The 24533-nt window shown below is 51.6% G+C and carries 17 protein-coding genes; 4 read left to right on the top strand and 13 right to left on the bottom strand.

Annotated features, from left to right (window positions below):
- Positions 1-442 precede the first annotated feature (442 nt).
- From pta to FJM74_RS06940, 3 genes are all read left to right on the top strand, one after another.
- A complete protein-coding gene (pta, locus tag FJM74_RS06950; protein WP_187261864.1) occupies positions 443-2578 on the top strand; it encodes a phosphate acetyltransferase in 2136 nt (711 codons plus the stop codon).
- Positions 2579-2591: 13 nt separating this feature from the next.
- A complete protein-coding gene (locus FJM74_RS06945) occupies positions 2592-3842 on the top strand; it encodes an acetate/propionate family kinase (protein ID WP_187261863.1) in 1251 nt (416 codons plus the stop codon).
- An 803-nt stretch (positions 3843-4645) separates the two neighbouring features.
- On the top strand, positions 4646-6946 hold the full coding sequence (locus FJM74_RS06940) for a nitric-oxide reductase large subunit (protein ID WP_187261862.1): 2301 nt from the start codon (positions 4646-4648) through the stop codon (positions 6944-6946).
- Between the two features lie 858 nt (positions 6947-7804).
- Here the strand turns inward: FJM74_RS06940 and FJM74_RS06935 are convergent.
- The 10 genes from FJM74_RS06935 to hemN all read right to left on the bottom strand — a co-directional run bounded on the left by FJM74_RS06935 (position 7805) and on the right by hemN (position 20224).
- Positions 7805-8719 (bottom strand): universal stress protein, encoded by a 915-nt coding sequence (locus FJM74_RS06935; protein WP_187261861.1) that lies wholly within the window; start codon positions 8717-8719, stop codon positions 7805-7807.
- A 165-nt stretch (positions 8720-8884) separates the two neighbouring features.
- Positions 8885-9622, bottom strand: coding sequence for a sulfite exporter TauE/SafE family protein (locus FJM74_RS06930; RefSeq protein WP_187261860.1), 738 nt, complete (start codon positions 9620-9622; stop codon positions 8885-8887).
- 2 nt (positions 9623-9624) lie between these two features.
- Entirely contained in the window at positions 9625-10101 is a 477-nt protein-coding gene (locus FJM74_RS06925) for a FixH family protein (RefSeq protein ID WP_187261858.1), read from the bottom strand.
- Between the two features lie 120 nt (positions 10102-10221).
- On the bottom strand, positions 10222-11628 hold the full coding sequence (gene ccoG / locus FJM74_RS06920) for a cytochrome c oxidase accessory protein CcoG (protein WP_187261856.1): 1407 nt from the start codon (positions 11626-11628) through the stop codon (positions 10222-10224).
- 147 nt (positions 11629-11775) lie between these two features.
- Entirely contained in the window at positions 11776-12981 is a 1206-nt protein-coding gene (locus FJM74_RS06915) for a c-type cytochrome (protein ID WP_187261854.1), read from the bottom strand.
- Complete coding sequence (locus FJM74_RS06910) at positions 12978-13175, bottom strand: hypothetical protein (RefSeq protein ID WP_187261852.1); 198 nt, start codon at positions 13173-13175, stop codon at positions 12978-12980. The genes FJM74_RS06915 and FJM74_RS06910 overlap by 4 nt, the downstream gene beginning before the upstream one ends.
- A gap of 152 nt (positions 13176-13327) precedes the next feature.
- Complete coding sequence (ccoN, locus tag FJM74_RS06905) at positions 13328-15517, bottom strand: cytochrome-c oxidase, cbb3-type subunit I (protein WP_194349958.1); 2190 nt, start codon at positions 15515-15517, stop codon at positions 13328-13330.
- Between the two features lie 152 nt (positions 15518-15669).
- Complete coding sequence (gene ccoS, locus FJM74_RS06900) at positions 15670-15861, bottom strand: cbb3-type cytochrome oxidase assembly protein CcoS (RefSeq protein WP_187261851.1); 192 nt, start codon at positions 15859-15861, stop codon at positions 15670-15672.
- 56 nt (positions 15862-15917) lie between these two features.
- Positions 15918-18326 carry a heavy metal translocating P-type ATPase gene (locus FJM74_RS06895; protein ID WP_187261849.1) on the bottom strand — a complete coding sequence of 803 codons (2409 nt, stop codon included), beginning with the start codon at positions 18324-18326 and terminating at the stop codon, positions 15918-15920.
- Between the two features lie 527 nt (positions 18327-18853).
- On the bottom strand, positions 18854-20224 hold the full coding sequence (gene hemN / locus FJM74_RS06890) for an oxygen-independent coproporphyrinogen III oxidase (RefSeq protein ID WP_187261847.1): 1371 nt from the start codon (positions 20222-20224) through the stop codon (positions 18854-18856).
- Between the two features lie 565 nt (positions 20225-20789).
- On the opposite strand from hemN, the gene hemH reads away from it, so the two are divergent.
- Positions 20790-21845, top strand: coding sequence for a ferrochelatase (gene hemH / locus FJM74_RS06885; RefSeq protein ID WP_187261845.1), 1056 nt, complete (start codon positions 20790-20792; stop codon positions 21843-21845).
- Positions 21846-22070: 225 nt separating this feature from the next.
- Here hemH and FJM74_RS06880 read toward each other — a convergent pair whose 3' ends face one another.
- The 3 genes from FJM74_RS06880 to FJM74_RS06870 form a co-directional block, all read right to left on the bottom strand.
- Entirely contained in the window at positions 22071-22712 is a 642-nt protein-coding gene (locus tag FJM74_RS06880) for a DUF4403 family protein (RefSeq protein WP_187261844.1), read from the bottom strand.
- A 499-nt stretch (positions 22713-23211) separates the two neighbouring features.
- Positions 23212-23694: a DUF4126 family protein gene (locus FJM74_RS06875; RefSeq protein WP_187261843.1), complete on the bottom strand. Its 483-nt coding sequence runs from the start codon at positions 23692-23694 to the stop codon at positions 23212-23214.
- Between the two features lie 147 nt (positions 23695-23841).
- Positions 23842-24501 carry a hypothetical protein gene (locus FJM74_RS06870; RefSeq protein ID WP_187261842.1) on the bottom strand — a complete coding sequence of 220 codons (660 nt, stop codon included), beginning with the start codon at positions 24499-24501 and terminating at the stop codon, positions 23842-23844.
- Between the last annotated feature and the right edge of the window lie 32 nt (positions 24502-24533).

The raw sequence follows: 24533 nt of genomic DNA, 5'->3' as shown, positions 1-24533 counted from the left end.
TAAGGCATAGCAGCCGAATCAGCAGCAGAGGCCTCGTGAGGGCCATTTTCATTGGAATAATTTGGTTGTTGGTTGTTGAATGGCTTACTTGTTACATGGTTGCATGGCTGGCAGAAAAAGATTTTCTTTATTGTCAGGCTGCGAAGGATATGGTGGGCGAGAAGCTCCTGCCTAAAGCTGTGCAGAAACCCTGCTCATCCTTCGTCCTAAAAACCCCTGGGGTAGGCGCCCTATGGTTGGGGTACTGGCCCTCGGTGACGATTCACAATCATCAGACAAATAAATCCGACATCTAAAAAAAGCCTGAAGCTGGAATTCAGAATCGAAAATTGTAACCTGCCGTTTCAGAAACAGTTTATAGTAGAAATGTCTTTTTCCTTAATGACTTTTATCATACACCGAGGGAAATGCCTGCTTTACCTTTGTTTAAAGTGCAATCAATATGACAAAGACAATATTTATAGCCACCGCAGAACCCTATAGTGGGAAATCGATAGTGGCCTTGGGCCTGGTACATGTGCTGCTGGGCAAAGCTCAGAAAATTGGGTACTTTAAGCCGATCATCAACTACGACCCCGGCCAACAGCGGGATGCGCATATCGACACCATCATCAGCCACTTCGGACTCCCGGTGAGCTACGACGACTCCTACGTGTATACGCAGCAGCAGGCCCAGCAATTAATCGAGTCTGGCAATCGTGGAGAGATCATCGACACCATTATCGGCAGGTTTAAGAAGCTGGAGGAAAACTACGATTTCACGGTCATAGAGGGCAGTGACTTTCTGGGCGAGGGCACCGCTTTTGAGTTCGATGCCAACGTAACCATCGCCAAGAACCTTGGCGCCCCGGTAATTATTGTGGTGTCGGGGGAAGACAAAACCAATAACCAGATCCTGACTGCCGTAAAAACCATCAAGCGCAACTTCCGCGCCCGCGAAGTGCAGGTAATGGCCGTTATCGCCAATAAAGTGCTGCCGGAGCAGGCGGCCGAGGTGCACCGGCTCCTGGAGAACTACCTGAACCCCGAGATCATTCTGGGGGTGATACCGGAAGACAAGGACCTGAAAAGCCCCACTATGAAGGAAGTGCACGAGATACTGGGCGGAAAACTGATGTTTGGGGAGCAGCAGCTCTCTAACCAGGCCGACCACTTTATTATGGGTGCCATGCAGGTGCCCAACTTCCTCAACCACATCAAAGAAAACGTGCTGATTGTAACGCCCGGCGACCGTGGCGACATCATTCTGAGCGCGCTGCAAGCCGACAAGTCGGTAAATTACCCGAAGGTGGCCGGCATTGTGCTTACCGGCAAGTTTGAGCCCGACGAGCCGATTGTGAGGCTCATGGAAGGACTTCAGGTAACGGTACCCATTATCTCTGTGAAGACTGGCTCCTTCCATACGGCCACCATGATCGGCAACATCAAGTCGCGCATTACACCAGACAACAACAAAAAGATTCAGCTCGCCATCAACACGTTTAAAAAGTATGTAAACGTGGAGGCGCTGGACCAGAAAATAATCACCTACAAGCCAGAGGGCATGACGCCGCACATGTTCCAGTACCAGCTGGTGAAATGGGCCAAGAGCAGCAAAAAGCACATTGTTCTACCTGAGGGGAACGACGACCGTATACTGAGAGCCGCCGCACGCCTCATAAACCAGGATATTGTAAACCTGACCATCCTGGGCGATCCGCAAGAAGTTTCCGCCTCGGTTAAACGCCTGGGCCTGCTCCTGGACCTGGACCGCATCAACATTGTGGACCCGCTTAAGTCCGAGCACTTCGAGGACTATGTGTATACGCTCATGGAGCTGCGCAAGAGCAAAGGCCTGCAATACCAGATGGCTTCTGACATGATGTCGGATGTCTCTTACTTCGGCACCATGATGGTGTACAAAGGCCACGCCGACGGCATGGTATCCGGAGCAGCCCACACCACGCTGCATACCATCCGGCCTGCGCTGCAGTTCATCAAAACCAAACCGGGGGTATCCGTTGTTTCGTCGGTGTTCTTTATGTGCTTGCCCGACAGGGTGTCTGTTTTCGGCGACTGCGCCGTGAACCCGAACCCCACCGCAGAGCAGCTGGCCGAAATCGCCATCTCCTCTGCCGACAGCAGCCAGCGCTTCGGCATAGAGCCGAGAGTGGCCATGCTCTCCTACTCTTCCGGCACCTCCGGCGAAGGCGTGGATGTGGACAAAGTGCGCAAGGCTACGGAACTTGTGAAACAGAAACGGCCCGACCTGAAGGTGGAGGGCCCGATCCAGTACGATGCCGCCGTAGACCCTGTAACCGGCAAGCAGAAACTGCCCAACTCCGAGGTAGCAGGCCGCGCCAGCGTCCTCATCTTCCCGGACCTGAACACAGGCAACAACACGTACAAGGCCGTGCAGCGCGAAACAGGCGCCCTGGCTATCGGGCCGATGCTGCAGGGGCTCAACAAACCGGTAAACGACCTGAGCCGTGGCTGCACCGTAGAAGACATTTTCAACACAGTAGTGATTACCGCCATTCAGAGCCAGGAAAAGCAGCCTGCTCAACAAGAAAAAGCAACTTTACTTGCCACACACTAGCCTCTCACCACTCATGAACATATTTGTAGTAAACTCCGGTAGCAGTTCCATAAAATACCAGCTTTTCAGAATGCCAACTGACAAACCGGTTTGCAGCGGCCTGGTAGAACGGATCGGCCTCGAAAACGCTGTTATAACCCACAAGATCCTTGCCGGCGATAAAGAAGAGGTAGTACAGCTCATCCTGGACCTGCCCGACCACGAAGCAGGCCTGCACGAAGTAGAAAAACTTCTTACCGACAGCAAGATAGGGGTGATCCAGAATCCGGACGAGATCGATGTGGTGGGGCACCGGGTGGTGCATGGGGGCGAGAGCTTTGCCGCTACCACCATCGTAACGGAGGAAGTGAAATCTGAAATTAAAAAGCTGTTCCCGCTGGCCCCGCTGCACAACCCGTCTAACTACATGGGCATAGTAGTGGCCGAACGCATCTTTACCAAAGCCAGGCAGGTAGTGGTGTTCGACACTGCTTTTCACCAGACCATGCCCGAACAGGCCTTCCGTTATGCTATCCCCAACGCATACTATACAGAGCAGGGAATCCGGGCCTATGGCTTCCATGGCACCAGCCACAAGTATGTGACGGAGCAGGCGCTGGAGTACCTCGCAAAGCCAGAGGCAAAGATGATTACCATTCACCTGGGCAACGGGTGCAGCATGGCAGCCGTAGACGCCGGCAAGTCTGTGGACACCAGCATGGGCTTTGGTCCGCTCAGCGGCCTGATTATGGGCACCCGCTCCGGCGACATCGACCCTTCCATTATTTTCCACATGATCAACCAGCTCGGTTACGATCCGGACCAGGTGAACACGCTGCTCAACAAACGTAGCGGCATGCTGGGCCTCACCGGCTTCTCCGACATGCGCGACATCATTAAAGCAATGGACGCCGGCGATACAAACGCAGCCCTGGCCTACGATCTGTATGCCTACCGCATCAAAAAATACATAGGTGCTTATGCCGCTGTACTTAATGGCCTCGATGCGATCGTCTTCACTGCTGGCGTTGGTGAGAACGATGCCATTATCCGGGAGCGCGTATGCCAGCAAATGGAGTTCCTGGGCATCCGATTCGACAGCGAAAAGAACAGCATCCGCTCCAAAGGGATCAGGGAAATAAACAAGGAAGATTCGCCGGTGAAAGTGCTGGTGATACCTACAAACGAAGAGCAGGAAATCGCCCGCCAGTGCTATCACCTATTGCAAAATCCGGTTAGCGAAGAAATCGGCGCTTTAGCCGCCACGCACCCATCTGGTCGCTGATAAGCGCCGTTCAAACGCCTTAAAAACAAGCCATTCCTGCAGCAGGAATGGCTTGTTTTTGTTTAGCCGCTTACTGAAAAGAGAATGGTGCCATTTGTGACAGCAGGAGCAGCATTCTCTTTTGTAAGCTGGAACATCATCAGCAGCAGAAGTGTCCTCAAAAGCTCACCTTGTATGGAATAGCAGCCTGCAGGGCGCTGGTGCGAGCTTGTCGCTCGTACCAAATGTTGCTTAAGGCTACAGCCTTCTAAGCGTCTGTACTAAACAGCCTGCTTTGGCCTCTTCTGAAAAGTCCTTGGAATGAAAGTACGAGCTGTAAGCTCGCGCTAGCGCAAAATTCAGGAAATAGAAGCCTTATCTTCCCCTATAAGATGAGCTCCGGAGGACATTTTTGATTAGAATAATTCGAGTGCTCTGCCAACCTCTTCTTCTCTATCAAATCATACCTGCGTGAAACCTCCGAATCATACTGCCACTAATAAGAAACAGCAGGAACTACAAAAAATAAAATTCCCCTCCATATAAATACCTAGAACTAATCTGTTACTGAAGGCATCAGATGAAAATTATTCTAATGAAAATCCCCCTCCAGAGGACATTCTGCCTCTGCCATGGCTTGCCTTGCTAAATACAGACAGGAAGCAAAATAAATAATAAAAGACCCTTTTATCTTCTATTAGTGATCTAGATCATTTTTTGTGTTGGCCTCACTTAGGAAATTTGAAATGTGAACGTGAGTCATTTAATACAACCTCTTCAGCAACTAATCTTCTAATACTTATTAAACACTAACTACTATTTTTATGAAATACAGAAATCTATGGCTGGGTTTTATAGCCGTAATTGTTGGCTCCTTTGCCGTGCTCGGGTACTACGGCATCGAGATCTACAGAGAAGCGCCCCCTATTCCGGTACAGGTCGTCACCACTTCCGGCAAAGTAATCTTCACCGAGCAGGATATCAAAGACGGGCAAAACGTTTGGCAGTCCACGGGTGGGCAGCAGTTAGGCTCCATCTGGGGCCACGGTGCCTATGTTGCTCCCGACTGGAGCGCCGACTGGCTGCACAAAGAGGCAATGTTCTTTCTCGACACTTGGGCCCAGGAAGCAAAAGGAACAAACTACGACAACCTGGACGAGGAAACACAGGCACAGCTGCAGGCCCGCCTGCAGAAGCAGATCCGCGCCAATACCTACGACCCGGCAACAGGCCTGCTAACCATTTCAGACCTGCGCGCCGAGGCTATTGCAGACGTGAGCAAGCACTACACTGGCTTGTTTACCGACGATCCGGCCCTGGCCAAACACCGCGACGCCTATGCCATGGCCGACAACACCGTCAAAGATCCGGTGCGGATGCAGAAGCTCAACGCCTTCTTTTTCTGGACTTCCTGGGCCTGCGTAACCGAGCGCCCCGGCAAAAAGATTACCTACACCAACAACTGGCCCGCCGAAACACTGGTGGCCAACCGCCCCAGCAGCGACCTCATTATCTGGACAGGCTTCAGTGTGATTATCCTGATTGCCGGCGTGGGCATGCTGGCCTATTATTATGCTTCTAACAAGGAGGAGGAAATTGACCATTCCAGACTGCCAAAGCAGGACCCGTTGCTGGGCCTGAAAGCCACGCCATCTATGAAGGCCACACTCAAGTATTTCTGGATCGTGACGGCGCTTATCCTGGTGCAGGTAACGCTGGGAGTGGTCACGGCGCACTATGGTGTGGAAGGGCAGGCGCTGTACGGTTTCCCGCTCGCCGATTACCTCCCCTACTCCATTACCCGCACCTGGCACGTGCAGCTGGCCATCTTCTGGATCGCTACTTCCTGGCTGGCTACGGGCCTTTACATTGCCCCGGCCGTTTCGGGTTACGAGCCTAAGTTCCAGAAGCTGGGCGTTAACTTCCTGTTCATCTGTCTGCTCATTATTGTGGCCGGTTCCCTGGCCGGGCAGTGGTATGGCATTATGCAGAAACTGGGCTATACCGAAAACTTCTGGTTCGGCCACCAGGGCTACGAATACGTAGATCTTGGTCGTTTCTGGCAGATTTTCCTGCTGGTAGGCTTGTTTGTGTGGCTGGCGCTGATGGTGCGTGCTATCTGGCCGGCCTTTAGAAACGATGTGGAAGGCCGCCACCTGCTGGGCATGTTCCTGATCTCTTCGGCTGCCATTGCTCTCTTCTATGCCGCCGGCCTGATGTGGGGGCAACACACCAACCTGGCCATTGCCGAGTACTGGCGCTGGTGGGTAGTGCACCTGTGGGTAGAAGGCTTCTTCGAAGTGTTTGCCACCGTGGTTATCGCCTTCCTGTTTGTGCGCATGGGCCTCCTGGACACCAAAATGGCCACCGCCACCGTGCTTTTCTCTACCATTATCTTCCTATTTGGCGGTATTATCGGCACGTTCCACCACTTGTACTTTAGTGGCACGCCAACTGCTGTAATGGCCCTCGGCGCTACTTTTAGTGCCCTGGAGGTAGTGCCGCTGGTGCTGATCGGGTTCGAGGCTTACCACAACCTGAAGATCAGCCGCTCCACCCAATGGATCAGAGCCTACAAATGGCCTATCTACTGCTTCGTAGCGGTGGCTTTCTGGAACATGCTGGGCGCTGGTGTATTTGGTTTCGTGATTAACCCGCCCATTGCGCTCTACTACATGCAGGGGCTTAATACCACACCGGTTCATGCGCACACGGCCCTGTTTGGTGTGTATGGCATACTTGGTATCGGTTTGATGTTATTCGTGCTCAAAGGCCTCTCCGCCCGTCGCCGCTGGAAAGACGGTGTGATCAGCTTCGCCTTCTGGTCGATAAACGTAGGCCTGCTGCTGATGGTACTGATCAGTGTGTTGCCGATAGGCCTGATGCAAACCTGGGCCAGCGTGGAGTACGGCCTGTGGTACGCCCGCTCCATGGAGTTCCTGCAAACCGACACCATGAACATCCTGCGCTGGCTCCGCGTAGTTGGCGACACTATTTTTGCAGGCGGTGTACTGGCCCTCGCCTGGTTCATTATCGGTCTTAAAACCGGTTGGTCGCTGGAAGAAGATGAAGATGTTTCGTTAGCTGATTATCCTTCCGTGAAAGACAAGAAGGCTGCTAGGTAGTATCCGGCAATAGTTAGTTACTACACATGTTACCTGAAAACCACTCCGGCTAAACTGCCGGAGTGGTTTTTCTTTTGACCCGGCCGCACTTGCCTGCGTACCAGATAAACATTAACGATGGTAGTGCAGTAAGTAGCAGGTGCAGCAGGAAGTATTATGTGGCAAAGGTTGATTAAAGGAATTGTGCCCGAAACTAGATGGCTCGTCGGGTTTCGGACCAATTATTCTAATTAAAAAGCCCCTCCAGCGGGTATTCCTGCTGCTGCTGCTGCTGCTAAAGACCCGACAGGTAAACCTGCATGCTGCAATAGCAAAGGCCGCACTTTACGCTGGAGTGGAAATCGCTTCCGAACCTTTACATAAAAGTGATTCTGTTGTTCCCCCAATTGAACATTTGTGCCAGCTTAAATAGTGCCAGCATTCTAACCGGCGCTTTATTTTATGAGGCTTCTATCATTACTGAAGTACCAAAGCGGCCAGAGGCCGCGGAGTAGTCGTCACGAGCAAGGACGCTCGCGCCATGTTAGATTTGATTTCAACTAAAGTAGCCAAGACCTCGCAGCGTGCGCAGCTCCTGCGAGCGTCTGAGAAGCCAGTACAGCTCTCCCAACAGAAACACTCGCAGGAGCTGCACACGCTGCGAGGTTTACGAAACTCCAGCGCATTTACCCCTGAATTTAAAAGCAAAAGCGCTGCTTCCGATCAGGTGATCCGAAACAGCGCCTATACAGAGAGTACTCCACCACAGACATCCCTCCAAATTATGCTAATGATTTTGCCCCTCCAGAGGCCTATTTCCTGCTGCTGCTGCTGCTGCTGCTGCTGTCTTAAGAAGAGACAAGAAAGCCCTGCAACTCCCTAAATAACAAACGTCAGCGCCTCGTTCATGTCCGGCCGGCTACCCTGGCTCTTCATGCAGTTCATGCAGGAGCCGGAGCAAGGCTTTTTCTTGAGCTGCCTGAAAGTCAGGATGGGGTTACGGGTATGGTAGGCCATGGTTTTGGTGTAGTTGCTGCTGAATAGCCGACTGAGCAGGTAGTTGTCCTGTGTGGCCAGAATGAGCATGTCGGCCTGGGCCATTTCAGCAAAATCGCTGATGCCTTCCAGTACGTCCTCTTCTTCCAGCAGTAAAAAATTCACCTCCTGCCCCTGCAACTGTTTCTCTGTTTCCTGCATGGCCGCTTTGTAGCTGCTCAAGTGCTGGCGCTCTGCTTTTCCGTAGACCTGCACCAGCGTAAGGGTTGCTCCTGCCTGTGCTGCAAAAGCTACAATCTGGTTGAGCACCCGGTCCTCCTGGTCGGTAAAATCGGTGGCAAACACCAGGTTTTCCAGTTTCTGAAACCTGGCTGTGCAGGGCACCACCAGCACGGGGCAGGACACCATTTCCATAATGACCGCCGCATGGTTCGGGTCTGCCTGCTCCTCCTCCTGGTGCAGGGGGCATGTTTCCATCAAGATCAGGTCGATCTGGTAATCCTGCACCACCGCAGTAACGCACTCGCTTAGATTGCCGGGCCGCACCACACAGTCGAAAGAAACCGGTGTAGCCACCTGCCTGAGCTGCGACAGAATCCGCTCCCCAAAGGCACGCAAAGCCTGTATGCCCCTGCTCTGCTGGGTAAAGGTGAGTTCTTTCAGCTGGCTGGTGTGCAGCAACAGCAGCTCTGCTCCCAGCGCCGCCCCCAGGCTCCCGGCAAAACGCAGCAAGTCTTCGCCAACCTTATTGTCCTGCACCGGCACCAGCACACGCTTTATTCTCTTTGAGTTGCACATAGCTGTAAGGTTTAGGTTAGATATGCAAAGTGTTATTTCTATCAGCCTGAGCCATTCAATAGTTGAACAAAGTGCTCCCCGCTGTCAGAGAAAGCTGAAAGCAAGCTTTTAGTATTTCTAGTTTTGAATTTGGCAAAACTCCTGGCATGTAAATCGAGCTTTATTTTATTGTGCCTGATGTTGTGAGGCCACCGGCTTTGTGCAGCAGCTCATCTCAGTCTTGTGATCTTCAGTTTCCACCACTTTAGGGCTTAAGTAGGGTATGCCCAGGCCTAAGCCCCGCATAATAAACAGCACCGCCAGGCAGGCCCCAACATAAGGAACTGTTTTGTTAAAGCCAGCCCGGACCTTCAGGCTGATCAGCTTACCTGACAACGACACCAGGAACATGAGCGGAAAAGTACCCAGCCCAAACAGCGTCATATAGAGCATGGCACCGCCTACACCCGGCGCACTGATGGCCCCGGCCAGCGCAATGTATACGAACCCGCAAGGCAGCAGCCCGTTCAGCGAACCTACCATAAACAGAGAGCCCAGCGAGTTCCTCTTAAAATAATATCCCAGCCTGTGCCGCACCCAGTTCATCAATTTGTCTGTACCGATGGCGCTGGCTGTTTTGCTTTTAAGGGCGTTTGGCAACACCAGCAGCAACAGAATCAGAACGCCCGATGCGATAGAAACAGTTTGCTGTAATCCTGCCAGCTGCAGCGACTGCCCGAAGGCACCGGCCAAAGCGCCTAATAGCGCGTAAGTAATAATTCTTCCACCATTGTACAGGAGCCGGCCTGCGTAGTAACGCCAGCCGGAACTCCCGACAAATGGTAGAGCCATTGCTATAGGGCCGCACATCCCGACACAATGGAAACTGCCTAATAATCCAAATAAAAATCCGGCCCAGATCATGGCTATTTTAGTTGGATGGTTTTTTCTGTATAATAAGTATGCTCACCTTCGCTGAAGTTTACCCGCACTTTCCAGAGCCCGCGCTCCATATCCTGCGTTTCAATTAATTGGCTCATGTCTCTTCCCGGCTGCAAAGGCAGCTCTTGGTCCAACTGGTCGTTAGAAGGCCTGAAAAGCGTTACTCTGCCTCTCACCTGCTTCCCTCTCAGCGTCTCCGGCAATTGCAACAGCAACGCGTGGTCCTGCTCGTTGTAGGTGATAGCTACATCGCCTATGATGGCTGTCCTGCCAACTTTATCGATGTGCTCCTGATAGGCGATTTCCTGCTCATAGTAGTTTTTGCTCACCAGGTCTACATCCAGGTTCATGGCCTTGTACACAAAAGAGGCAATGTAGCCCATGAAAAGCACCATACACACCACAATGGCATAAGGCCAGAGCGTAAATTTATTTTTAGGTTGATTATCTGAAGTCGTCATGCTTTTCTTATCTAAAAAACTTGCCTGAAATAAGCGATAGTGGCCTTAAACCGGATTTTCACTATGCCTTCCACGTATACATTCACCCATTCACTCATTCAAAATTCACTCATTCCCAAATCACTTGGCCGGTGCCAGGAACTTCGTATCCTGCGTCGTGATCAGTTCATCGCCATGGTACACGCCTATTTCTATCTTGGAGTTCATGCCCTGCAGCTGATCTTTTGGTATTTCAGCAAAGAATACTCCTTCTGCCATGCCTTGCGCCGGCAACACCAGCTCGCTGCCAATCACCTGAATACTGCCCTCGCCGGTAAGCAACCTGAGCGTAAGCGGCATTTCGAGGTTTGTCTTATTAATGACAGAGATATTGTAAAGATTCTTAACCGTGCCCTGCTCCGTTTTCTGGTACAGCTGCCCCGGCGTGCGAAGTATGGTTGCCTCGGCATCGTCGCGGACAATAAGCAGTGCGGAAAGGGCAGATAGCAGCAACACCAGAATGGCCGAGTAGCCCAGTACACGAGGCGTGAACAGGGTCCAGGTCTTCCCTTCAGCAATCGCTTCTTCGGAGTCGTACCGGATCAGGCCCTCCGGCTTGTCGATCAAGCGCATGATGTCGTTGCAGGCATCTATGCAGGCCGTGCAGTTAATGCACTCCAGCTGCTGCGCTCCGTTGCGGATGTCGATACCCGTTGGGCACACCTGCACGCATTGGTTGCAGTCGATACAGTCGCCATCGGTGCGTTCCTGTCCTTTGCGCAGCTTGCCGCGTGGTTCGCCGCGGCCATAATCGTAGGCCACCACCAGGCTTTTTTTGTCGAGCATAACACCCTGCAGCCTGCCATAGGGGCAAACGATGGTACAAACCTGTTCCCGGAAATAAGCGAACACCCAATAGAAAACGCCTGTAAAAACCACCAGAGAACTAAAACCTACTGCGTGGTTAACCGGGCCTTCCATCACGATCTTCTGCAACTCCTCTATTCCGATGATATAGCCTAAAAAAGTGTTGGCAATGATAAAGGAGATTAGCAGAAAAACAGCTGTCTTAGCACTTTTTTTCCATAGCTTTTCCCCATTCCAGGGCATTTTGTCCAGGGCCTTTTGCTTGGTGTAATCTCCCTCTATGGCATACTCGATCCGGCGGAACACCATCTCCAGAAAAATAGTCTGGGGGCAGACCCAGCCACAGAAAATGCGACCGTACACGACAGTGAACAAAATTATAAACACCGTGAGGGCCAGAAAAGCAAGCACCAGTATAAAGAAATCCTGGGGCCAGAAAAGTACGCCAAAAATCACGAACTTGCGCTCCACCACATTCAGCATCAGCAGCGGAAGCCCGTTTATTTTAATAAATGGCCCTGCAAACAGAAATGCCAGCAAGGCATAGCTCACCCATTTGCGATAATCGTATAATTTGCCTTTCGGCTTTTTGGGGTATACCCATACCCGTTTCCCGTCGGCATCTACCGTAGAGATATGATCCCTGAATTCATCAGGTGCTGTGTTAATTTTACTTGCCATGGCAGTTTTAATTTGTGCGGATATTAGTCCTGCCGGTTCTATGAATAATTAGAAATTCAAAATTAGAAGGTGCGGTGCTTGAGAAGAATGATCAAAATCACCTATTAAACTGTTCCTAATCCTGAATTTCTAATTAAAACTACTCAATTACATTTTCTCCCCTTGCGGCTCTTTCGGGTTTGGCGGGTTAGATCCTTGCAACGAAAGTATATAGCTGCTAACTTCCAGCATCTGATCTTTGGTGAGTTTACCTTGCCATGGCACCATTCCTTTGCTTGGCACCCCGTATTTCACGGTTTTAAAGATATCATTTACATCGCCTCCGTGTAGCCAGTACTCATCGGCAAGGTTTGGCCCAACCGTGCCCTGCCCTTCGGGTCCGTGGCAGGCGGCGCAGTTCTGCGCGTAGATGGTTTTACCAGCCTCCAGGGCTGCCTGGTCGGTCAACGCCTCGTAGTTTGTTACGGCATTCGGATCATCGGCATGCAGCGCGGCAAAAAGAGCGGCCTGCTCCACTTCCATCTCGTACTCCTGGGCCTGTAGGGCACCAGTCTTAAATACGTGGTAGTGCAGCATATACACCACCGCAAACACGATGGAGGCATAGAACATGGTTTTCCACCAGGGTGGCAGGTCGTTGTCGTATTCCTGAATACCATCAAAATCGTGATGCCCGTGAATGACATCTTTAGCCTTACCGGTCATCAGCGCCATGTCGCCCCGGAACAGGAAAATAAGGCGTCCGGCCCACGACTCACGGAAGTCCTCATCATGTAGGCTGTCGCCCATCATGGGCACAAGCAGGCGTGCCAGCATATAAATAAGCGCCACCACCAATATCAGGATTATCCCGATCAGCCCGATGACAAAAAACACCACAGGAGGCAGGTCCATGAACGCAACGCTGCTTTCAGCGGCAGCAGGCTGAGAAGCTGAAGCTGCAGGTGCTGCCGGCGCATCTGCCGTTACGGCGGCCGGAGCCTCGCTTGCTTCGGTTATGTAGGCAATAATATTGGTGATGTCAGCATCCGAAAGCGAGCCTTCAAAAGCCGGCATCGGCATTTTGTTAAATTTCTCAAATACCGCTACGGCATCCGGGTCACCGGCCTGCACCAGTTCCTGCGAGTTGCTGATGAACTTTACCAGCCAATCCTCTCCCCGTCGCTTGTGCACATCCTTCAGCGCCGGGCCTACCACATCGGCCTCCATGCTGTGGCATACCGCGCAGTTGGCTTCGAAAATCTTTTTGCCTTCTATGGCGTCCTGTGCCTCCGCAGAAGTTCCTGCCAGCAGGAGCAGCCCTGCCACCAAAGCCAGGCTGCTGTTCTTTAATAGTTTAGCTACTGTATTCATGGTTTTGAGACTCCTAGGGTTGCGTCTGTGTCCTCATCGGGTGCGCAGGCAAAGCTGCTCATTTCCTGCACATATCCTTTGTCCATCAGGGTTACATAAAGTAGCAGGCCCAGGAAGAACACAAAGAAGATCGTGAACGAGATTAGTGGATATATTTCGATGCCATCAATGGCTTGCAAAACGTTCTTGTACATTTTCTTTAGATTTTAGATGTTAGATTCTAGATGTTAGATTGTAGATGTTTCTTTCTGAAAATAGGAGGCACTAAGTTTGGGTTGATACTCTCAACAAGCTTCAAATCCCATACTCTCAGATAATCTAACATCTACAATCTAGTATCTAGCTTCTATTCTTCTGATTTCACTTTAATGTCGGTGCCCAGGCGTTGCAGGTAGGCGATCAGGGCTACGATTTCGGTTTCTGGCCTCACTTCCAGTCCTTCTTTCGCAAGGTCTGCTGTTACCTGTTCAGCCTGCTTCATCAGCTCCTCGTTAGCGTTGGCGATGTACTCGTCTTCGTATGGCACACCCAGCTTTTTGAGTACTCTCAGTTTATCCTGGGTGGTGCTCAGATCCACGTCCTGCTCAAACAACCACGGGTAAGCAGGCATAATAGAGCCCGGCGACATAGAGGTTGGGTCGAGCATGTGGTGGTAGTGCCAGGAATGCGGGTACTTGCCACCCACACGGTGCAGGTCCGGACCGGTACGCTTGGAGCCCCACAGGAAGTTGTGGTCGTACACAAACTCACCTGCCTTGGAGTACTCGCCATAGCGCTCTGTTTCGGAGCGGAACGGTCTTACCATCTGGGTATGGCAGTTCACACAACCTTCTTTAATGTACAGGTCGCGCCCCTGCAACTCCAGCGAAGTATAAGGTTTTACACTGGCAATGGTCGGCACATTCGATTTGATGACGAAAGCCGGAATAAACTCTACCAGACCGCCAATCAGGATAGCCACCGTTGCCCAGATAGCCATTTGCGTAGGGCGCTTCTCGATCCAGCTGTGCCAGTGGCCGGCATTATGGCTTTCTTCCTTCACTCTGGCTGGTGCAACAGCCGGCTCGTTGGCTACTAAAGAACCAGACTTGGCCGTTTTGTACAGGTTATACATCATCAGGAACACACCGCTCAAGTACAGGATACCACCTATGCCGCGCAGGTAGTACATCGGCACAATCTGCAGCACTGTTTCCAGGAAGTTAGAATACTGAAGAGTGCCTTCTGCTGTGAATTGTTTCCACATCAGGCCTTGCGTGAAACCGGCCCAGTACATCGGGATGGCATAGAACAAAATACCCAGCGTCCCCAGCCAGAAGTGTGTATTAGCCAGTTTGTTGGAGAACAGCTTGGTATTGTAGAGGCGTGGGAATAGCCAGTAAAGCATGGCAAAAGTCAGGAAACCGTTCCAGCCAAGGGCGCCTACGTGCACGTGCGCTACGATCCAGTCGGTGAAGTGGGCAATGGCGTTTACGTTTTTGAGCGAAAGCATGGGGCCTTCGAATGTGGCCATACCGTAGGCCGTAATCGCTACGACCATAAACTTCAGAACCGGTTCCACACGCACCTTATCCCAGGCGCCGCGCAGGGTCAGCAAACCGTTTATCATACCGCCCCAGCTTGGAGCCAGCAGCATGATAGAGAATACAACCCCCAGCGACTGTGCCCAGTCAGGCAGCGAAGTGTACAGCAAGTGGTGCGGACCGGCCCAGATGTAGATAAAGATCAGCGACCAGAAGTGGATAATGGAAAGGCGGTACGAATAAACCGGGCGGTTAGCCGCTTTGGGCAGAAAGTAGTACATCAGGCCCAGGAACGGCGTTGTCAGGAAGAATGCCACTGCGTTGTGGCCATACCACCACTGCACCAGCGCATCCTGCACCCCGGCGTAGCCAGAGTAGCTTTTCCAGAACGTTACCGGAATTTCATAAGAGTTTACGATGTGCAGCACGGCCACCGTCAGGAACGTGGCGATGTAGAACCAGATGGCCACATACATGTGTCGCTCACGTCGTTTGGCAAGGGTGCCAAACATGTTCCAGCCAAACACCACCCAGATCAGCGTGATGGCAATATCTATAGGCCACTCCAGCTCGGCATACTCTTTAGAAGTTGTCATGCCCAACGGAAGCGTAATAACGGCCGCCACAATAATCAGCTGCCAGCCCCAGAAGTTGATCTTGCTGAGCAGGTCGCTGTACATGCGGGTTTTGCAAAGGCGCTGCAACGAGTAGTACACGCCCATAAAGATGGCGTTGCCCACAAAGGCGAAAATAACGGCGTTGGTGTGCAGTGGCCTTACACGCCCGAAGGTAGTATACTGGGTACCCATGTTCATATCGGGGTTAGCCAGCTGAAACGCTATGATAACGCCTATCAGCATACCGGCAATACCCCAGAAAACAGTGGCTATCCCAAAGTCCCGGACAATTTTGTTGTCGTAAAAAAACGTGTCAGGTTTGCCGGGGTCTTTCTGTTTCGGTGGCGAAATACTCCTCGGATCCTGTTCTAAAGCTTCAGCTACATTAGTTGACATGTGCGGTGTCCTCCATTTAATTGATTGAAATAATGTGTTGATTTGATGATTTCTTACTTAAATACTATTGGTATTATCATGCAAATTTGAAAAAATCAGAATTCCTGAAAGATGACGAAGGTCAGCTTTGGTGGTGATTGTCATCAGCAGCATCAGGTATGCCTGGCTGGTGGTTTATTGCCTGCAGGCTTGTTGCTGCCACCGACCTCGTTTTCGAACAGCATCCGCACGGCGGGTGTATAGTCGTCGTCGTACTGGCCTGAGCGGACAGCCCACAGAAAAGCGCCCAGGAAGCCGGCAGCCACCAGCACACTTATCCCGATTAATAAAAAGATGATGAACATGGCCGTTTTAGTTAAGAGTTGAGAGTTAAAAATTATTCCTGCAGGGTCTGTGTGGTTTATAGGCCGGCGCGTTTGGCGGCAATTTTAACGGAAAGGGAGGCGAAGACGATTACACTGAGTGTGCTGATAGGCATGATAATGGCCGAGACAATAGGCGTGAAAAGCCCTTGCACAGCAAACGTCAGACCAATAACGTTGTAGAAAAGCGACACCGCAAATGCGGCCAGGATGATCTTCATCGTTTTCCGGGAAAAGGCCAGGAATTTGCTCAGTTTGTTAAAGGCGGTGGCATCCAGAATGGCGTCGCAGGACGGCGAAAAGTTGGTGATACTGTTGGTGAGCGCTATGCCGGCGTGGCTTTGCTTCAGGGCTCCCGCATCGTTAAGGCCATCTCCCACCATCAGCACCCGTTGCTGTTGCTGCTTTAGCTGCTGAATGTACTCCAGCTTCTGCATGGGCGACTGGTTAAAATTGAGCGAGGCTTTCTCTCCCAGCAGCTCCCGCAGGCGTTCGGTTTCGTGGTCGTTATCGCCGGAGAGCACCGCAATCTTTTTATCCTGCAGCCCCTCCAGAATATCTGTCAGGCCTTCGCGATATACGTTATAAAAAGTGTAGTAGCCCAGGAGCACACCATCTACCGACACATACACGGCCGTTTGCAAGTTGTCGTGCGCATTGGCAGCGTTTATTCCCAGGTAGGCCGCCGAGCCGAGACGCACCAGTTGCCCGTTCGCCTCCCCTACCAAGCCTTTGCCCGCATATTCCTTAAAGTTCTGCACAGAAGTTGTTGTGCCGGGCATGCTCTGGAAGATGCGCTGGCTGAGCGGGTGCGTGGAGTGGCTCAGTACAGATTTGATGTTTTGCTCCTGCACCGGAGTCAACGCCTTGCCTTTGTAAGTGACTTCGGCAGCGCTCGGCTCGGTGAGTGTGCCGGTTTTATCGAACACCACAGTATCTATTTTTGCCAGTGTTTCTACCACAGCGGTGTTGCGGAGGAAGAACTTGTTTTTGCCGAAAACCCGGAGCGTATGGCCGTGCACAAACGGCGTAGCCAGCGACAAGGCACAAGGGCAGGCAATAATCAGCACGGAGGTAAAGGCGTTCATGGCCATGGTTAGGTCGCGTGGCACCCAGTAAGCCAGCGTGCCAGCCGCAATAATCATAATGGCGATAATGAACCATTTGCCTGCTGCGTTGGCGTAGGTACCCACGTTCTGCGCCTGCTCCTGCTTCGAGAACACGCTGTCGTTCCAGAGCTGGGTCAGGTAGCCCTGCGATACCTCTTTCACTACTTCCAACTCCACACTCTCGCCTACCTGGCGGCCGCCTGCATAAATAATCTCGCCTACCACTTTCTCCACCGGCTCCGACTCGCCCGACACAAAACTGTAGTCGATCATGGCGGTGCCGCGCAGCAGCATGGCATCGGCCGGTATGAGTTCCTGGTTCCGGATGCGGATGCGGTTGCCCACTTTCAGGTTACGCACCGGTATGGATTCTTCCTCCTGGTTGTCTTTCAGCACCGTGACCGATACCGGGAAGTAAGAAGTATAATCTCTGTCGAAGGAGAGCGTATCGTAAGTTCTCTGCTGGAAATATTTGCCGATCAGCATAAAGAATACCAGGCCGGTAAAGGAATCGAGGTAGCCGGGGCCGGTGCCTGTAACGATCTGGTAAATGCTCACAAAGAAAAGCGCCAGCAGGCCGGTAGCAATCGGCAGGTCGATGTTGACCATGCGCTGCCTCAGCCCCTCTATGGCCGAGGTGAAAAAGCCACGGGCGCTGTAAAACATGGCTGGGATAGACAGAATCAGGCTGAGGTATCCGAAGAAGGAGCCAAAGCTGCGCTGCAGGCTGTTGGTTACGGCCAGGTAATCAGGGAAGGCCAGCAGCATGACGTTTCCGAAGCAGAAACCGGCGATGCCGAGCTTATAGATGATGGTGCGGCTGTACCTGGTCGTTTTTTTGCCATCGGTGTCGGCCAGCGTAATGGCTGGTTCGTAGCCTATGCGGGCCAGCAGCTGCACCACCTCACGCAGCGAGGTTTGCTGGTGGAAGAAGGTGAGCGAAAGCTCTTTCCGCATAAAGTTAACGGTAGATTCCGAAATGCCGGGGTTCAGCTTAAACAGGTTCTCGAGCAGCCAGATACAGGAGCTGCAGTGCATTTGCGGAATATAGAACGTGAGCTTGCTGATGGTGTCGCTGCGGAAGTTTACCAGTTGCGTTTCTACGCCGGCATCGTCGAGGTAAGCGAAGCGCGACTCGGCGAGCGGTTGCTTACCGGAAATGCCTGGTGTCTGCTCCAGGCTGTAATAGGTGCAGAGGTTGTTCTCTTCGAGGAGTTCGTAAACAGTTTTGCAACCATCGCAGCAGAAGGCCTTGTCGTGCGCCACAATCGGCTCATCGTTACAGGAATCCCCGCAATGATAACAAGTCTGAATATTGGTTTGGAGTGCGGCTTCCATCTCAATTTTCGTTAAGTTATTTTACAAAAGTAGAAAGTGCGTTTTGGGTGCAGAAGAACAGATGTCATTCTAAAAAGTGATATAAATCATTTTTTGGAATGACTCAGGAATTTTGCCTCTGCCAGGATTTCAGGATGTGTAGGACATCTTGAATTATTCTAATAAAAATGCCCCCTCGGAGCAGTTATGGCTGCTGATGTTGCTAATGCTTTTGTATATATCAACTTATTTCAGCCTCATAATCTACTGAATCAGAGAACTTTCAGAATTTGGGAAAATACTTGTAAGGATTAGGCCCGGCTGCTGTCTATGGTCTTCCGCAGGGTAACTACGGACTTGTAATAGACCGGAAGACATTCTGTTCCGGAGAATTTGCAGGCATGATCCGAAGAGCCTTTTTACTCCCGGCCATCTTTTGTTAATTGTATTTGCCTGATAGATGAAAAATGGGCGCACCAGTCTTTAAACCGGCGCACCCATTGTTTATTCAGGAATTTTAAAACTGGTCCTGTTACTTTGGCTAAAGGTTAAATGGCTTTGCTGAATACCTGCTCGTTGTCTTTTACCACCTGCTTCAGTTTCCGGTCGAAAACCTTGCAGATGTTGCGGATAAACGCTTTGCCCAGGTCTGTTACCTGCAGTAGATTATTGGTTCTTAAAATGAGTTTCTCCGCCTCAAAGTTCTCCAGCTCCACCAAGGCATCCGCATCCAGCGTTTGCAGTATTTCTTCGGTCAGCCGTAGCTCTCCTTTGCAGGCGATATCGAGTATGGCTTCTTTCAGCGTAAGGTCTTCGTCGGTTAAGAAATGGCCCTTCAGAATCGCCATCTCGCCTTTCAACACGCTTTCCTTATAAGTCTCCACCTTCTTCAGGTTCTGCATGTAGGCATATTTGGCATCGCTGATTGAGGAGGTGCCCAAGCCAATGAGCAGGTCTGTCTGGCAGGTGGTGTAGCCCATAAAGTTGCGGTGCAGCTCTTTGTTCTGCAGCGCCAGCGTGAGCGAGTCCTGCGGCAGCGCAAAGTGGTCCATGCCGATATCGGTGTAGCCGAGCGTTTTAAATTTCTCCAGGCCAAGTTCGTAAAGGGCGCGTTTCTCGGCATTGTCGGGCAGGTCTTTTTCGGTGTAGCTGCGCTGGCCGGGGCTTACCCAGGGCACGTGGGCATAAGAGTAAAAAGCGATCCGGTCGGGCATAAGCTGCGCCACCTTGTCGATGGTTTCGCCTACGCTTTTCAGCGTCTGGTAAGGCAAGCCGTAAATCAGGTCGAAGTTAACCGATTCGTAGCCGATGCGGCGGGCCTCCAGCGTGGCGCGTTCCACGTTCTCGTAAGGTTGAATGCGGTTTATGGTCAGCTGCACTTTCTGGTCGAAATCCTGGATGCCGTAGCTCACCCGCCTGAAGCCCAGGTCGTAAAGCGTTTGCAGGTGCTCGGTGGTGGTGTTGTTGGGATGCCCCTCAAAACTGAATTCTCTTTCGGGGTGCAGTTCGGCATCGGCATAGAGTTGCTCCAGCAGCAGGCGCAGGTTCTCAGGACTGAAAAACGTGGGCGTGCCCCCGCCCAGGTGGAGCTCCCGGATGATGGGCTTCTCTGGAAACTGCGCCAGGTAAAGCCGCCACTCACTCAAAATGGCCTTGATATAGGGGTCTTCTACTCCGTGGTTTTTGGTGATGCGCTTGTTGCAGCCACAGTAGGTACAGAGCACTTCGCAGAAAGGCAGGTGCAGGTACAGGCTAATCCCCTTCTCGGCATTAGACTCCGAAAATGTCCGCTTCACCACCTGCATCCACTGGCTGGCCTCCGGCACATGGGTATCCCAGTAAGGCACGGTGGGGTAGCTGGTGTAGCGGGGGGCAGGCACATTGTATTTTCTTATCAAGTCTTCTTTCTGTAAATCCATCTCCGGCAATTATCTAAGTTGAAAAAGGTATTCGATTTTGAATAGTGCAAATTTCGGTAGCATGGCGTGCAGTAGAAATGACAATGAGCGGGAAATTTATTGACCTTCATCAGCGAAACCAGCTAAAACCAAGCTCCGCTCCTGAATTATTCTAATGAAAAACCCCCTCCAGAGGTTTTTTGGCAATGCATGATGGAAAGTCTTATTGTCTGAATCCGGATTTTCAGGATGGAAGGATGAGCGGGATTTCTGCACAGCTTTGGGTCTGTGCATCCCGACCACCAGGTCCTCCACCATATGGCAAAAAGAGAGCCCTTTTCTACCAGCCATGCAACATTAAATAAGTCAGCCACCCAACCAACAAAAATTAACAATCAGCAATCAACAACCAAATTATGCTAATGAAAAAGCCCCTCCAGAGCTTCTGTAGCTGCTGATGCTGCTCCTGCTCTGGTTACACCCAGCATACGGGACTGATGACGAAGGTCACTTTCCTGGCTGACACGCCTCATTCCGGTTTCGCGACGAAACAACTTGTTTTGCACCCAAATCAGAAAAACCTACCATGAGTCATATAGGTAAAACAGGCGTGTTATTAGTGAACCAGGGCACCCCCGACAGCGCTTCGGTGCCGGATGTAAGAAAATACCTCCGCGAATTCCTGATGGATGAACGGGTAATGGATATTCCGTACCTGAACAGGTGGCTGCTGGTAAACCTGGTTATCGCGCCTACGCGGGCACCTAAATCGGCCAAAATTTACCAGGAGCTGTGGACTCCGGAGGGTTCTCCGCTGAAAGTTTATGGGTATCGTGTAGAGGAACTACTGCAAAAGGCCCTGGGCGAGGCATATGACGTACAACTGGCGATGCGGTACCAGAGCCCGTCTATCGAAAATGCTTTGGCGCGGTTCAAGGCAGCAAAAGTATCGAAGCTCATCGTGCTTCCCCTTTACCCGCAATATGCCTCGGCTACTACGGGCTCCGTACAGCAGAAGGTGATGGAGCTGGTGAAAAGCTGGCAGGAGATTCCGGAGATGCGGTTTGTGAACAACTTTCTGTCTGAGCCTAAGTTTACGGAAGCGTTTGCTGCCCTGGGCCGAAAATACCTGGAGGCTGCCACCTACGACCACGTTGTGTTTACCTACCACGGCCTGCCGGTGCGACAGCTGCACAAAGACGACGGCGTAACCAGCTGCGACCAGGCCCACTGCACGAGCTCCTTTACCCAGGCCAACCAGTTCTGTTACCGGGCGCAGTGCTACGAAACCAGCCGCCTGCTGGCCGCCCAGTTGGGCCTCGCCGCGAAGAACTACACCGTCTGCTTTCAGTCGCGGCTCGGCAGCTCGCCCTGGATACAGCCTTACACCGAAGACACGATCAAAGATCTTAGTGCAAAAGGAATTAAAAAGGCCCTGGTATTTGCGCCCTCGTTTATAGCCGATTGCCTGGAGACGACCATAGAAGTTGGCCATGAGTACAAAGAGCTTTTCGAGGCGCATGGTGGCACCCACTGGCAATTGGTGGAGAGCCTGAACGACAGCCCGCTCTGGATTGAGTGCCTGCAGGAACTGGTGACTTCCAAGGCCATCAGGTCTGCCCGGCTCCAGGCGGTGGCTTAGCTCAGGGGCAGCAGCAGGAAATCTGCCTCCGGGAGGGCATTTTCATCCGAATAATTTGGTTAATGTGCTAATGGATTATTGTGCTGATGTGCTAATAATTCCATTTGGGGATTTGAAGATGAGAAGATCTGCAAATGAATGACCGGAGCGAACTTCAAGAAGGATCAGCTTTTTACAACCAGCAACCGACCTTTGGCAACCGAGCGTGCTGGCACTGAGGCCGACTCAGGTCAGTTCATTCACCTGGGTTTTCTTAGGAGGCATCAGGCTAACCAGGTCGAAAACCTCCGCTTCCACATTGGCTTGTAGCTCGAAGGTTAGCGTCACTTTATCTGTGTGGAGTGCGATGTCCTGTACCAGTGCCTGCTCTACGGCACCCAGCAGTTTCAGTCCCTTTACGTTGAGACCGTCTTTCAGCAGCGCATTTGCCTTCTGTAGTTGCGCCGAGATAATGTCTTTCAGGCTCACGCGTGTCCGCTGGATAATCTGGTTATAGGCCACCTTGTTTACCAGCGTTTCCAGGCCGATATTGTAAAAGCTGCTGGTGGTCTTGGACTCTACCTTAAACTGCCGGACAAACAGATGCTGTGAGGCGTTGTCGTAGCCAACAGTTGCCACGGTATACAGGTCCACCTGGTCGCGCTTCATAATGGTGCGAAGAATTCTCAGCTTTACATGCAGGATAATCGTGTTGGCTCCGGCGCTGCTGCCTGCAATACCCACATCCAGAATCTGGGCATAAGGCGATTCGGTGGCACCTGGCTGCGGTTTCGGAATATATTCTCCTTGCATCTGTTGCTTCAGCACCCCTTCCAGGGCCGGGTAGGAGACAGATATCGGCACATGTATTCTGATCAGGTTTTCCATTCGATTTATCTAAAAATGCGGTATCGGGTAAGGAATTCGGTTTCCTTTTGAGGTTTCAGGATGGTACTTGATTTGCTAAATATAGAAAAAAAATGCCTCAACCATTGGCTGAAGCAGGAGCTGAAAATCCGCCAGATTGCCACCCGGCAGCCTAGCCCACTAAAGGTCAGTAGTTTAGGACAACTGAAAAAAATCATAAAAGCTGCCATATTATTGCCTGGAAACACTGGTTTATAAAGCCTGCAACACAATTTCCGGAATTAGCCTGGTGCATGATTGCCCGCCAAGGCAGGCCTAAAAGCTGCCGCCTCACCTCCATTTAAAAAGTAGCTCAGGAGCCTGTGGCCCGGCCTCCCTTCTTTCAGATGCCGGAAGACCGGCCACATCAGTTTCAGAAATATAGGAACACGCAAACCTAAGGGCCGCCTGGGTGCCAAAAACAGGCTTTACTCCTCTCGTGCCAAGCTGCCGGCCCACATGGCGCAACCAAAGCCTGCCGCTACCCTCTCGAGATAGCCCAGCCGGCGCCAATCGTGATCACATCTTCTACTGCACCCCAGGCGGCATCGGGCAGGCTGGTGTGGTTGCCCAGGGCTTTTCGACCGTAAAAGCTGGCGTAGGTGGCTGCTATGGCCGCTGCTGCCCCAACCAGTGCCCCCACCAGCGGCTTCTGCCTGTGGGTGGCAAAAACGGTGGCTCCTACCAAGGCGCCAGAGGCAGCGCGTGCTGCCAGCGATGGCCAGATGATCCGGTCAGCGGCTTGAGGCATTTTATCGCCGGCCAGTTCTGAGGCAGCCAACACTTTTAATCCGGCTGCAACCCAATTGTGCTGCAAATACCGCAGCGGACTTCCTGCCAGCATGTAGGAAGGCTTGTTGTGCAGGTGGTGGCTGATAAGGGCAGGGGCCGACATGGAGCGCATGCCCGCAATGGCTCCCATACCGATCGCCTGCCAAAACGTATTTTTCTCTGTCAGTTTCATAGAAAGGGTTTTAGGGCGTATACGGAGAAGCAGGCCGTTTCAGAGAAAACACCACTTTAATTGACGCCCGCTCCTTCTGTTCACAACAATGGTAATTATCCGTATAGCTTGCTGCACACGCTCCGGGCGGCGGTTGCAGAGTCAACATCAGCTACCTTCAAAAGAAGGCACTTCAACTATCATTAACCCCTTCACCTCAATAGAGTCCTTTTCGGAACAGCTGCCACAGGATGAGAGCAAAGTCTCAAGCTTAAACCACATACGCAATTTTTTATCATTCACGTACGGTACTCCCTCAGCATCGTGCCAGATCTCATCATACTTCTCGACCTTCACTATCTCTATGTGATTGGCTTTAGGATCATTACCGCTAGAGTAGTATTTGCCATCAGTTTCTATCACAAGGCTAAAATCCTCTGTTCGGTGGCCGAACTGCTTTTTGCCAACTTCAAATACCCAGTCAATTTCCTCTGTTGAGTTGTAGTTATAGGAAGGAAAATGAAGGGTAAAAGACTTTCCTGCTTCTGATGAACTCAAACTGAAGCCCCGCTTTCTATCAGTGCCGACATCACACATTAGAGTACCTTTGACAAAGGTCCCACCAAATTCAAAGTTACGATGGCCATATGTCCAATTGAACATTTTTTCATCCATGGTACCGCTAAAAGATGGTTCCTCTCTACTCAGGAAGGTTTGATACTGCTCCTCAGAAGGGAAAATATTGGGTGAAACAGCTTCTTCTTTATCGCAACTTGTCAGGCTCACTGCCAAGGAAGAGGCAAGCAACAATAGTAGTATTTTTCTCATTCTGTATGATTTAAGTCTGTATAAAATAAAGA

Origin of the sequence: Pontibacter beigongshangensis (assembly GCF_014332515.1) — a bacterium.
In the GTDB taxonomy this organism is placed as follows: Bacteria; Bacteroidota; Bacteroidia; order Cytophagales; family Hymenobacteraceae; genus Pontibacter; species Pontibacter beigongshangensis.
This window is presented reverse-complemented; position numbering and strand designations above follow the sequence as displayed.